Source organism: Faecalibacterium sp. HTF-F, assembly GCF_023347535.1.
Classification (GTDB): Bacteria; Bacillota; Clostridia; order Oscillospirales; family Ruminococcaceae; genus Faecalibacterium; species Faecalibacterium wellingii.
The window spans coordinates 916726-928509 of the sequence record NZ_CP094473.1; the positions used below are offsets into that span (position 1 = coordinate 916726).

11 protein-coding genes and 1 riboswitch are annotated in these 11784 nt (G+C 58.5%); of the genes, 9 read left to right on the forward strand and 2 right to left on the reverse strand.

The window, feature by feature from the left end:
* The first annotated feature begins 16 nt into the window (after positions 1–16).
* The 7 genes from rsfS to MTP37_RS04335 all read left to right on the forward strand — a co-directional run bounded on the left by rsfS (position 17) and on the right by MTP37_RS04335 (position 6838).
* Positions 17–400 (forward strand): ribosome silencing factor, encoded by a 384-nt coding sequence (gene rsfS, locus MTP37_RS04305; protein ID WP_005944348.1) that lies wholly within the window; start codon positions 17–19, stop codon positions 398–400.
* A 249-nt stretch (positions 401–649) separates the two neighbouring features.
* The gene (gene leuS, locus MTP37_RS04310; protein WP_249238350.1) at positions 650–3199 is read left to right on the forward strand and encodes a leucine--tRNA ligase; all 2550 of its coding nucleotides are present in this window, start codon (positions 650–652) and stop codon (positions 3197–3199) included.
* A gap of 219 nt (positions 3200–3418) precedes the next feature.
* Entirely contained in the window at positions 3419–3595 is a 177-nt protein-coding gene (rpsU, locus tag MTP37_RS04315; RefSeq protein ID WP_005928271.1) for a 30S ribosomal protein S21, read from the forward strand.
* Positions 3596–3866: 271 nt separating this feature from the next.
* Positions 3867–4370, forward strand: coding sequence for a YqeG family HAD IIIA-type phosphatase (locus tag MTP37_RS04320; RefSeq protein WP_249238351.1), 504 nt, complete (start codon positions 3867–3869; stop codon positions 4368–4370).
* Entirely contained in the window at positions 4367–5227 is an 861-nt protein-coding gene (locus MTP37_RS04325; protein ID WP_249238352.1) for a TIM barrel protein, read from the forward strand. Before MTP37_RS04320 ends, MTP37_RS04325 begins: the two co-directional genes overlap by 4 nt.
* A 378-nt stretch (positions 5228–5605) precedes the next feature.
* Positions 5606–6163, forward strand: a complete 558-nt coding sequence (gene efp, locus MTP37_RS04330; RefSeq protein ID WP_005928281.1) for an elongation factor P — start codon at positions 5606–5608, stop codon at positions 6161–6163.
* An 87-nt stretch (positions 6164–6250) separates the two neighbouring features.
* Positions 6251–6838 carry a CD1247 N-terminal domain-containing protein gene (locus MTP37_RS04335; RefSeq protein WP_249238353.1) on the forward strand — a complete coding sequence of 196 codons (588 nt, stop codon included), beginning with the start codon at positions 6251–6253 and terminating at the stop codon, positions 6836–6838.
* 63 nt (positions 6839–6901) lie between these two features.
* On the opposite strand, the gene MTP37_RS04340 is transcribed toward MTP37_RS04335, so the two are convergent.
* Positions 6902–7186 (reverse strand): hypothetical protein, encoded by a 285-nt coding sequence (locus MTP37_RS04340; protein WP_118526302.1) that lies wholly within the window; start codon positions 7184–7186, stop codon positions 6902–6904.
* 240 nt (positions 7187–7426) lie between these two features.
* Between MTP37_RS04340 and MTP37_RS04345 the strand changes: the two genes are divergently transcribed.
* On the forward strand, positions 7427–8326 hold the full coding sequence (locus MTP37_RS04345) for a GDSL-type esterase/lipase family protein (protein WP_249238354.1): 900 nt from the start codon (positions 7427–7429) through the stop codon (positions 8324–8326).
* Between the two features lie 167 nt (positions 8327–8493).
* On the opposite strand, the gene MTP37_RS04350 is transcribed toward MTP37_RS04345, so the two are convergent.
* The gene (locus tag MTP37_RS04350; RefSeq protein ID WP_249238355.1) at positions 8494–10155 is read right to left on the reverse strand and encodes a formate--tetrahydrofolate ligase; all 1662 of its coding nucleotides are present in this window, start codon (positions 10153–10155) and stop codon (positions 8494–8496) included.
* Between the two features lie 214 nt (positions 10156–10369).
* Positions 10370–10455: riboswitch (ZMP/ZTP riboswitch) on the reverse strand.
* A 134-nt stretch (positions 10456–10589) separates the two neighbouring features.
* On the opposite strand from MTP37_RS04350, the gene MTP37_RS04355 reads away from it, so the two are divergent.
* On the forward strand, positions 10590–11741 hold the full coding sequence (locus tag MTP37_RS04355; RefSeq protein WP_249238356.1) for a cysteine desulfurase family protein: 1152 nt from the start codon (positions 10590–10592) through the stop codon (positions 11739–11741).
* Positions 11742–11784 lie beyond the last annotated feature (43 nt).

Consider the following 11784-nt stretch of genomic DNA (forward strand, 5'->3'; position numbering starts at 1 on the left):
CAGAAAGGAAAAACATATGGAGAACTTCAACGACAGCAAGGCGCTTGCCATTGAGATCGCAAAGATCCTGGATAAGAAAAAGGCCCACGATGTGCGCGTGCTCAAGGTGGAAAGCCTGACCGTGCTCACCGATTACTTTGTCATTGCCTCCGGCACTTCCACCACGCAGGTGGCGTCTCTGGCCGACGAGGTGGAGTACGAGCTTTCCCAGAAGGGTCTGGAGCCCTACAGCACGGAGGGCTACGACTCCAAGAACTGGGTGCTGCTGGATTATTCCAACGTCATCGTGCACGTATTCGTGCCCAACACCCGCACCTATTACGATCTGGAGCACCTGTGGGCAGATGGTGAGCCCATTGATATCTCCGAGTACCTCACCCCCGACAGCACCCTTGAATAATTCAGGCAAACAGCTGTCTACCTGAAAAAAAGAACCCTCTCAGTCAGGGCGTCCGCCCTGACAGCTCCCCCGAAAGGGGGAACTTGCGCAAAAGAGGGAAGGCTGCGGTCTGCACAAAACCTCTCCCCTTCGGGAGAGGTGGCATCGCGCAGCGATGACGGAGAGGGTTTTCTGGCAAAGGCAGATGGCTTGAAAGCATACGCCCCCAAGCAACGGTATTTTGGATAAAGTCTGGAGCTGATTAACAACATGAAGTACGATTACAAGGCAGTTGAAGCCAAGTGGCAGAAGGTGTGGGAGGACGAAAAGACCTTCCATGTCGAGATCGACCACAAAAAACCCAAGTTCTATGCACTGGTCGAGTTCCCGTATCCGTCGGGTGCCGGCCTGCATGTAGGCCATCCCCGCAGCTACACCGCGCTGGACGTGGTCAGCCGCAAGCGCCGTCAGAACGGCTACAATGTGCTGTATCCCATGGGCTGGGACGCTTTTGGCCTGCCCACTGAGAACTTTGCCATGAAGAACCACATCCACCCGGCCATTGTCACCAAGAACAATGTGGACCACTTCCGCAGCCAGCTGAAGGCTCTGGGCTTCTCCTTTGACTGGGATCGCGAGATTAACACTACCGATCCGGAGTATTATAAGTGGACCCAGTGGATCTTCCTGCAGCTGTATAAGCATGGTCTGGCTTACAAGAAGGAAATGAACGTCAACTGGTGCACCGGCTGCAAGTGCGTGCTGGCCAACGAGGAAGTTGTCAACGGCGTGTGCGAGCGCTGCGGCAGCGAGGTCGTTCACCGTGTCAAGAGCCAGTGGATGCTCAAGATCACCGCTTATGCCGATAAGCTGATCGATGGTCTGGACGGTCTGGATTACATTGAGCGCGTTGCCACCCAGCAGAAGAACTGGATCGGCCGCAGCCACGGCGCAGAGGTCAACTTCGGCACCACCGCAGGCGATACCCTGACCGTGTACACCACCCGCTGCGACACCCTGTTCGGCGCCACCTACATGGTCGTTTCTCCGGAGCACGCCATGGTCAAGGAGTGGCTGGACAAGGGCATCCTCAAGAACGCCGATGCTGTCAAGGCCTATCAGGCCGAGGCAGCCCGCAAGAGCGACTTTGAGCGCAGCGAGCTGAACAAGGAAAAGACCGGCGTCAAGCTGGAAGGTGTCATGGGCATCAACCCGGTCAATGATACCGAGATCCCCATCTTTATCTCGGATTACGTTCTGTCCACCTATGGCACCGGTGCCATCATGGCTGTGCCCGCCCACGATACCCGCGACTGGGAGTTTGCCAAGAAGTTCGGCCTGCCCATCATCGAGGTGGTCAAGGGCAATACCCCCTCCAATCTGGACGAAGCTGCTTTCACCGATGTGGCCACCGGCACGCTGGTCAACTCCGGCTTCCTGAACGGCCTGTCCGTTACCGATGCAAAGAAAAAGATGATCGAATGGCTGGAGGCAAACGGCAAGGGCTGCGATAAGGTCAACTACAAGCTGCGCGACTGGGTGTTCAGCCGTCAGCGCTACTGGGGCGAGCCCATCCCCATGGTCAAGTGTGAAAAGTGCGGCTGGCAGCCCCTGCCCGAGAGCAGCCTGCCCCTGACCCTGCCGGACATCACCGATTTTGAGCCGGGCCCGGACGGCGAGAGCCCGCTGGCCCGCCACAAGGATTGGGTCAAGACCACCTGCCCCTGCTGCGGCGGCCCTGCTACCCGTGAGACCGATACCATGCCCCAGTGGGCCGGTTCTTCCTGGTACTTCCTGCGCTACATGGACCCCCACTGCAAGGATGCCATTGCGTCCAAGGAGGCTCTGGAATACTGGTCTCCGGTGGACTGGTACAACGGCGGCATGGAGCACACCACCCTGCATCTGCTGTACAGCCGCTTCTGGCATAAGTTCCTGTACGATATCGGCGCTGTGCCTTCTCCGGAACCCTACCAGAAGCGCACCGCTCACGGCATGATCCTGGGCCTGAACCCCCACAGCTTTGTCAACCTGCCCGCTGAGGAGCAGGAAAAGCTGCTGAAGGAGTACGGCAGCCAGAAGGCCGCTGAAAAGGCTCTGGAAGAAAAGTACGGCGAAATGGCACGCCACCCCATCGTGAAGATGTCCAAGTCTCTGGGTAACGTCATCAACCCGGACGAGGTGGTGGACCAGTACGGTGCCGACACCATGCGTCTGTACGAGATGTTCATGGGCGACTTCGAGCAGGCTGCACCGTGGCAGACCTCTGCCATCGCAGGCTGCAACCGCTTCCTTGACCGCGTGTGGGCACTGTCCGACAAGCTGGTGGAGGGCGAGGGCTATCGTCCGCAGGTGGAGACTCTGATGCACCAGACCATCAAGAAGGTGGGCGCTGACATCGAGACCCTGAAGATGAACACCGCCATTGCCCAGCTCATGACGCTGGTGAACGCCCTGTATGACAACGGCGGCGCAACCAAGGCCGAGCTGGAGACCGTTGTCCAGCTGCTGAACCCGTTTGCTCCCCACATGACCGAAGAGCTGTGGGAGAAGCTGGGCCACAGCCACGCTGAGCAGCTGGCTTACTATCCCTGGCCCAAGTACGAAGAGGCCAAGTGCGTGGAGAGCACGGTGGAGATCGCTGTGCAGGTGAACGGCAAGGTGAAGGCCCGCCTGAAGGTGGCAGCCGACATCGACGCTGCCGCTGCCATTGCTGCCGCCAAGGCTGACCCCGCTGTTGCCGCCGCTCTGGAAGGCAAGCAGCTGGTGAAGGAGATCTACGTCAAGGGACGTCTGGTCAATCTGGCCGTCAAAGGCTAAACCCCGATACCCTGCCGTACGGCTGGATATATAACTACCCGCAGAGGCGGACGAACGCATAAAACACCCGGGAGCGTCTGTTCAAAATCTTTTCAAAGATTTTGAGCAAAAAACTTTCAAAAAAAGGTTGACGAACCAGAGAAAATGCGCTATACTGTCTACTGTTAGTTACCATGTAACAACGAAATTCCTGCCTCACGGTCCAAGGGAGGGAATAAGATGTCGGAAATTCGTGTTAAAGAGGGCGAGTCGCTGGAAAGCGCACTGCGTCGCTTCAAGCGCAGCACTGCTCGCAGCGGTGTGCTCGCAGAGGTCCGTAAGCGCGAGGCTTACGAGAAGCCGTCTGTCAAGCGCAAGAAGAAGTCCGAAGCAGCCCGCAAGCGCAAGTTCAAGTAATTGATCGCTTGAAATCGCTGTTGCTTTAGATTTCATACGCGTTGCTAACGCCGATGTAGGAGAGCCTGATTTCAGGCTCTCCTATTTTCATTGCAGGGAGAACGGCCTCGCCCTCTCAGTCACCTGCGGTGACAGCTCTCCCAAAGGGAGAGCCTCTGGCGAACCCGGAAACCTTGCGTGGACTGCCAAGGCCTCTCCCTTTGGGAGAGGTGGATGCGAACAACGTGAGCAGACGGAGAGGGCGAGCATGCTACAGACAGGGAGAACTATTATGCTCATTACCCCCGAATATGTTTTCAAGGATGTCACCCACATCACGCCGGAATGGCTGTCGGCAAAAGGCATCACTGCGCTGGTGCTGGATATCGATAACACTCTCACCGCCGACCGCAGTCAGGAGCTGCCGGAAGAAGTGGCCGGGTGGCTGGACATCATGCGCAGGGCGGGTGTCAAGCTCACCATCGTGTCCAACGGCGCGGAAAAGCGGGTGCGGCCCTTTGCCCAGAAACTGGGCCTTGCGTACCTGTACCGTTCCGCAAAACCGCTGCCCTTTGCGCTGATGGCGGCACAGCACCGCATGGGCGTGAAGCGACGTCAGATGGCGATGGTGGGCGACCAGCTCTATGCCGACCGCATGGCGGCAGCGCTGTACGGCATTCCGGGCCTGATGGTGGTGCCCCGCGGCCCGGATCTCGGTGCGCAGGTCATCCTCAAGCGCAAGTGGGAGAAAAAACACTGGCAGAAATACTATGACCGGGGAGGCAGGACCCTGTGAGTGATTGGAAGATCCGGTTCGGCACTGCAGGCACCAGCGACAGCTTTGCAGCCCAAGGGTACAAGAGCAGTCTGGACGTGCCGGAATACACCGCAAAGATGGGGCTGAACGCCTTCGAGTACCAGTGCGGACGGGGTGTGCGCCTGGGACTGGACAAGGCCGCAAAAATGGCCGCACTGGCCGGGCCAAAGGATATCCTGTTCAGTGTGCACGCACCTTATTATATCAGCATGTCCAGTCTGGAAGAGGACAAGCGGCTCAACAGCATCCAGTATCTGCTGCAGAGCGCGGCAGTGTGCAGGGCACTGGGCGGCAGGCGAATTATTTTCCACTCCGGCAGCTGCGGCAAGCAGAGCCGGGAAGCGGCCCTTGAAAAAGCGCTGGATACCATGCGCCGTGCCGTGGAAGCGCTGGATGAAGCGGGCTTTGCCGATATGACTCTCTGCCCGGAAACCATGGGCAAGATCGGCCAGCTGGGCACGCTGGACGAGGTGCTGGCGCTGTGTGCGGTGGACAGGCGCATCACGCCCTGCATCGACTTCGGCCACCTGAATGCCCGCACTCTGGGCGGCATCCGCTCGAAAGAGGACTACGCTGCCATCCTTGACCGCATGGCAGAAAAGCTGGGGGACCAACGGGCAGAGCGGTTCCACGTGCATTTTTCCCGTATCGAGTATTCGGCAGGCGGCGAAAAGCGCCACTGGACCTTTGCAGAGACCCAGTTTGGCCCGGAGCCGCAGCCGCTGATGGAACTGCTGGCCCAGCGGAAGCTGCAGCCGGTCATCATCTGCGAGAGCGCAGGTACGCAGGCTGAGGATGCACAGACGATGATGAGAATGTACAAAGAGGCATTGTGATGGGCAGGCCGTCAGGGAGCTTTCTCCGCGAACAGCGACGGGTTGCGGCACCCATCATCCGCTTCGCTATCGCTTACGTCTTGCTGGCCGCTGCCCCAACAGCTTCTCCCTGTTTTCTGCCGCGGGCAGCGGTCGTCGCTGTTGCAAGACTCCAGTCCCGCCCCGACGCTTGCGCGCCGGGGCCCCACCACCAGGTCATTCGCTGGAAAAACTCCCCGCTGCCCTGCCCGTGAAAGGACCCATGTTGCCCGGTTTATGAAATATTTTCTGTTTTCATCGTCTTTTTTGCCGAAACCCCTTGCCAAATGCAAGAGGATTGGGTAAAATAAATAGAGATATGCGTTAAGCATTTGAGATTAAACTAATGGAGGAATTCCTATGATTTCTGCAGGCGAGTTTCGCAATGGCGTGACCTTTGAGCAGGACGGCCAGGTTCTTCAGGTCGTTGAGTTCCAGCACGTGAAGCCCGGCAAGGGTGCTGCCTTTGTCCGTACCAAGACCAAGAACGTGATCACCGGCTCTGTGGTTGAGACCAGCTACAACCCGACCGCAAAGTTCCCGCAGGCTTTCATCGAGCGCAAGGACGTGACCTATAGCTACGAGGATGGCGATCTGTACCACTTCATGGACAACGAGACCTACGATGACATCCCTGTCAACGCAGCCGATGTGCCCGATAACTTCAAGTTCTGCAAGGAGAACGAGCTGTGCAAGCTGCTGAGCTACAAGGGCAAGGTGTTCAGCGTCGAGATCCCCAACTTCATCGAGCTGGAAGTTACCCAGACCGAGCCGGGTGTCAAGGGCAACACTGCCACCAACACCCTGAAGCCCGCTACCGTCGAGACCGGTGCTGAGATTCGTGTGCCTCTGTTCATCAACGAGGGCGACCACATCCGCATCGATACCCGCACCGGCGAGTATATGGAGCGCGTCTGATCCTTTTAACGCCAAACCGGGCTGCGGGCAACCGTCTGCCCGGTTTTTTAAAACTCCGATTTTTCTCATTTTAAGGAGGGCATTCGTATGGAACTGAACAAAAAGGCAGCTTATCTGCAGGGTCTGGTCGATGGTCTGGGCATTGATGATACCACCAAAGAGGGCAAGATCATCAAGGCCATGAGCGCACTGCTGGGTGAAATGGCTGAGGTCATCGAGAGCGTGGACGAAGATCTTTCCCGCGCCTACGACCAGATCAACGACCTGAGCGATGAGCTGGAAGATCTGGAAGCAGATCTGTACGAGGAGGACGAAGACGGCGAAAGCGAGGACGCTGAGGACGAGGACACCGATGACGACGACGATGCCAAGGATGATGACATCGCCAGCGAGCCGTTCTATGAAGTGGCCTGCCCCAACTGCGGCGAGACTGTTTATGTCAGCGAGGATGATCTGGATGCAGGCGAAGCCAACTGTGCGCACTGCGGCGTGACCTTTGAGGTCGCTCTGGAAGGGGACGGCGAAGATGACGCCGAGGACGGCCCCGTGCAGTACGAAGTGACCTGCCCGGAGTGCGGCACGACCTCTGTGTTTGAAGAGGACGAGCTGCTGGACGGCGCACCCAAGTGCCCCAACTGCGGCAAGCCCCTCGACTTTGAAGTGACCGAAGAGTAAAAATCCTGCCGCGGAAGACAAACAAAAAAGCTGCTGCACATTTGCTGTGCAGCAGCTTTTTGCTTACTGTGCGTTTGCCTTCTGCAGCCAGATGCTGCCGATGTCCAAAGCGTTGTACAGACCGATCTTGGTCGTCTGACGCATCACGCGCTCCTGCGGAGCCTTGGTGGTGTCGGTAGAGAGCAGCATCAGGTGGACCTTGTCTGCAACCTGCTGATCGCCCACAGGCTTGGTGGTCATGATCTGCAGATAGAGCACGTATGGGTCGGTCATATTGCCGTAGTACAGCTCATTGTCCTTGCGGACGAGGGGCTTGCCTTTATAAGTCAGTTTTGGAGTGAATGCCATCGTGAAAGCCTCCCTATCAATAGTAGTTCAGTTCAGTATAACACATCTGTGGTGCAGGATGCAAGCTTTTGTACCCGCAAAAGGCAGGCTTTTTGCACACAATGGCATGCCTGCGTGCAAAAAAATCTGCAATTTTAGGCACTCTGGCAGAAAACAGGGCTTGTAGAGGCGCACAGATATGGTATACTAAAAGCAGAAAAAGCCCGGGCGGACCGGTGCGGAAAAGTGAGGGAAAACACCATGGCAGACTATCAGGAATACCGGCGGCGGGTGCTGCGCAGGCGCTGGCGCAGGCGGTTCATGGCGACAGGGCTTTTGCTGCTGCTCTTGATGGTGGGAGCCATCGGGATGCTGTGGAAAAGCCTGCACCGCGAAACGAGCCCCTCCGGCATGGGGCAGAACACCATCCTGCAGGAAGTGACACAGGACGACACATGGAACACGGTTTCCTATGCAGCGGCGCGGCCGCTCACGGTGCAGGCGCTTGCAGGCAGCACGGCCACGGCACTGGATTTCCGCATGGCGGCTGTGCCGCAGAGCACGGCTGTGGAAAAAAGCTGGTTCAACGATGTGAGCTTTGTGGGCGACAGCCTGACGCAGGGGATGCAGCTGTATGAGGAGGGAATGCAGAATGCCATGTTCTGCGCCTACAAGGGTGTGGGCCCGAATGTAATCGTCAACGGCACCACCTGCAAGCGTGCCGATGGCACGACCGAGGTGCCGCTGGAAGCCCTGACCGCCCAGAACCCAAGGGCGGTGTATCTGCTGCTGGGGACCAATGTACTGGGCCGCGATACGGACTATTCCAGCTTTCTGACCTACTACCGGCTGATGCTGGACATGCTGAACCAGACATTGCCGAACACCAAAATTTACGTGCAGTCGATCACGCCGGTGCGTCCGGAGGTGAGCCAGAAGTCCGGTCACGAGGGACTGAACCGTGACAGGCTGTACCAGATCAACAATGAGCTGGCAGCTATCGCACTGGAAAAGGACTGCTATTTCCTCAACCTGTGGGAAGTGCTGGCAGACGAAAACGGCGATCTGATCGAGAGCTATGCTCAGCCGGACGGATACCACCTGAGACCCGCCGGTTATGCGGCATGGGTGGACTACCTGCGGAACCACACTGCAGAGTAAAAAGAACAAGGGGCTGCTGCACTGAGTTTGGTGCAGCAGCCCCTTGTTGTGTGGGACGATTTGAAATGCCCTCCGCGTTGCTCTGGGCCACGTTTTCACAGAGAAAAGTTGCTAACGGAAGCGGCGCCCCTTCTGTGAAGTTTATTTAAAAGACGGAAAGTTTCAGGTCAGAACAGACCGGTGATCTTGCCGTTGGCATCCACATCGATGCCCACAGCGGCGGGCTTTTTGGGCAGGCCGGGCATGGTCATGATATTGCCGCAGATGACCACCACGAAGCCGGCACCGGCAGCAAGGCGCACCTCGCGTACCTCCATGGTAAAGCCGGTGGGGGCACCGATGAGCTTTGCGTTGTCGCTGAAGCTGTACTGGGTCTTGGCGATGCAGACAGGCAGATTCCCGTAGCCCATGTCGGTGAGCTCAGCCAGTGTCTTGCTGGCGGCGGCGCTGTAGTTCACGCCGTCGGCGCGGTAGATCTTGGTGGCGATGGCGCTGATCTTATCCTTCAGCGGCATCTCCAGCGGGTAGGTGTACTGGATGGGACGATCCTCCAGAACCTCCAGCACCTTTTCGGCCAGAGCCTTGCCGCCCTCGCCGCCCTTGGCGAACACCTCGCTCAGCACGCAGGAAACGCCCTGCTCGGCGCACACCTGCTCCACATAGGCCTGCTCTTCGGCGGTATCGGTGGGGAAGGCATTGATGGCGACCACCACCGGCAGTCCGAAGCCGTTTTTCAGGTTGTCGATGTGGCGGATCAGGTTGGAGGCACCGGCCTTGACGGCTTCGAGGTTGGGCTGGCTCAGGTCGGCCTTTGCCACGCCGCCGTGGCTCTTGAGGGCACGCACGGTAGCCACCAGCACGCAGGCGCTGGGTGCGATGCCTGCATAGCGGCACTTGATATCCAAAAACTTCTCTGCGCCCAGATCGGCACCGAAACCGGCCTCAGTGATGGTGTAGTCGGCCAGAGAAAGGCTCAGCTTGGTGGCCAGCACGCTGTTGCAGCCGTGGGCGATGTTGGCAAAGGGGCCGCCGTGGATGATGGCGGGATTGTTTTCCAGCGTCTGCACAAGGTTCGGGTCCAGTGCGTCCTTCAGCAGGGCGGTCATGGCACCGGCAGCACCGATCTCACCGGCGGTGACGGGCTTGCCGTCGTAGGTGTAGGCGCACACGATCTTGGAAAGACGCTCCTTCAGGTCGGAAATGCTGGTGGCGAGGCAGAAGATCGCCATCACCTCGCTGGCAACGGTGATATCAAAGCCGTCCTCGCGGGGGGTGCCGTTCACCTTGCCGCCCAGACCGTCCACGATGAACCGCAGCTGACGGTCATTCATGTCCATGCAGCGCTTCCATGTGATGCGGCGGGGGTCGATGTTCAGCGGGTTGCCCTGCTGGATGCTGTTGTCGATCATGGCAGCCAGCAGGTTGTTGGCTGTGCCGATGGCGTGCAGATCGCCGGTAAAGTGCAGGTTGATGTCCTCCATGGGCACCACCTGTGCGTAGCCGCCGCCGGCAGCACCGCCCTTGACGCCGAACACCGGGCCAAGGCTGGGCTCACGCAGGCAGAGCATGGTTTTTTTGCCCAGAGCATTCATGGCATCGGCCAGACCCACGCTGGTGGTGGTTTTGCCCTCGCCCGCCGGGGTGGGGCTGATGGCGGTGACAAGGATCAGCTTGCCCTGCTTTTTGGCATCGTGGATCAGGCGGTGATCGATCTTGGCCTTGTAGCGGCCATAGGGGATCACGTGCTCATCGGAAAGGCCCAGCTGGGCGGCGATCTCGGTGATGGGTCTCATCTTTGCTTCCTGTGCGATCTCGATATCGGTTTTCATCAGACATCCTCCTTTGGAAGTTGTTTTCACAAGCATTGCACGCCGCCTGAACGGCCTTTTTGCCCGCATCCTGTGTTGCTTTCCCTCTTGCAATCCGTCAGGATCACTGCGAAAAATCGCCTTGTCTGCGGGCAAAAAATCTCGCCATTCAGCGTACTCTGCTCATAAAAACAACTTCCGACAACAAAAAAGGCAGCTTTGCGCAGCAATTGCGCAAGGCTGCCCAGACGGTCGGCATTGACTCTCCTGCGCATCCGCACTGTGGTGCTCCACAAGGTTCCGTCAGCGGAAACGCGGTCTCTATGCTGTAAAGATAGCACATCACCGGGGTGTTTGTCAAGGAAAAACAGTGTTAAATATTTTGCGTTATAAGATGGGTTGTGGTATACTTATCATGGTTTATTCTGAAATTTTAGAAAGCAGGAATCCCTTTTATGCTGCAAAACCCTGAATTGCATTATCTGGATAACGCCGCCACCACGATGGTTGCTCCCGAGGTGGCGGATGTGATCGACAAGGCCATGCGGGAACACTGGGCAAACCCGTCCAGCCTGTACGGCCCCGGTGCCCGCAGCGAGGAAGCGCTGAACACCGCCCGTGCCGTTGTGGCCCGCACACTGGGCTGCAAGAGCCGGGAGCTGTACTTTACCTCCTGCGGCAGCGAGAGCAACAATCTGGCTCTGCTGGGCGCGGTGCGCACCCGCACCTTTGGCAAGGGCATCGTGGTGTCCGGCTTTGAGCACCCCAGTGTCCAGCGCCCGCTGGAAGAGCTGGCGAAGCAGGGCTATGATGTCACGGTGGTCAAACCCCGCCCGGACGGCACACTGGACATGGACCGGATGCTGGAGCATGTGGACAAAAACACCATCCTTGTGGCCTGCATGATGGTGAACAACGAGGTAGGCACCCGCAACGATGTGGAACGCCTTGCCGCCGAGGTCAAGCGCCGCAACAGCCGCACCATCGTCCATGTGGATGCGGTGCAGGCGTGGATGCGTGTGCCCATCAAACTGGACAACATCGACACCCTGTCGGTGAGCGGCCACAAGATCCATGCCCCCAAGGGCATTGGTGCGCTGTACCTGTCCGACCGTCTGGTGCAGGCGTTCCGGCCGCCCTATCTGGGCGGTGAGCAGGAGCGCGGCCTGCGCCCCGGCACCGAGAACCTGCCCTATGCCATGGGTCTGGCGGCAGCCGCCACCCGTCTGGCAAAGACCATGAAGAGCCGTGACACCGCCATGCGGGCGCTGAACCAGCGCCTGCGGGAAGGGCTGAAGGTTTTCCCGGAGGTGGAGATCAACAGCCCGGAAAACGCTGTGCCCGAGGTGCTGAACTTCAGCGAGAACTGCATCAAGAGCGAGACCATGCTGGCATGGCTGGCCGAAGCACAAATTTACGTTTCGTCGGCCAGCGCCTGCGGCCGGGGCCAGCCCAGCCATACGCTGGCGGCCATGGGCAAAGACCCGCTGGCCATCGATACGGCGATCCGGGTGTCCTTCTGCGGCGACAACACCCCCGAGGATGTGGATGCCTTCCTTGACCGCTTTGAGGACGGCATGAAGCATCTGCAGAAGATCCGGAAGTGATTCCGCAGGCAGGACCATCTGGAATGGCCTCCGCTTTGCTCTG

Excerpts from the sequence above, each read along its gene's own strand:
- rsfS (WP_005944348.1), top strand. The coding sequence starts at position 17 with ATGGAGAACTTCAACGACAGCAAGGCGCTTGCCATTGAGATCGCAAAG.
- leuS (WP_249238350.1), top strand. The coding sequence starts at position 650 with ATGAAGTACGATTACAAGGCAGTTGAAGCCAAGTGGCAGAAGGTGTGG.
- rpsU (WP_005928271.1), top strand. The coding sequence starts at position 3,419 with ATGTCGGAAATTCGTGTTAAAGAGGGCGAGTCGCTGGAAAGCGCACTG.
- MTP37_RS04320 (WP_249238351.1), top strand. The coding sequence starts at position 3,867 with ATGCTCATTACCCCCGAATATGTTTTCAAGGATGTCACCCACATCACG.
- efp (WP_005928281.1), top strand. The coding sequence starts at position 5,606 with ATGATTTCTGCAGGCGAGTTTCGCAATGGCGTGACCTTTGAGCAGGAC.
- MTP37_RS04335 (WP_249238353.1), top strand. The coding sequence starts at position 6,251 with ATGGAACTGAACAAAAAGGCAGCTTATCTGCAGGGTCTGGTCGATGGT.
- MTP37_RS04340 (WP_118526302.1), bottom strand. The coding sequence starts at position 7,186 with ATGGCATTCACTCCAAAACTGACTTATAAAGGCAAGCCCCTCGTCCGC.
- MTP37_RS04345 (WP_249238354.1), top strand. The coding sequence starts at position 7,427 with ATGGCAGACTATCAGGAATACCGGCGGCGGGTGCTGCGCAGGCGCTGG.
- MTP37_RS04350 (WP_249238355.1), bottom strand. The coding sequence starts at position 10,155 with ATGAAAACCGATATCGAGATCGCACAGGAAGCAAAGATGAGACCCATC.
- MTP37_RS04355 (WP_249238356.1), top strand. The coding sequence starts at position 10,590 with ATGCTGCAAAACCCTGAATTGCATTATCTGGATAACGCCGCCACCACG.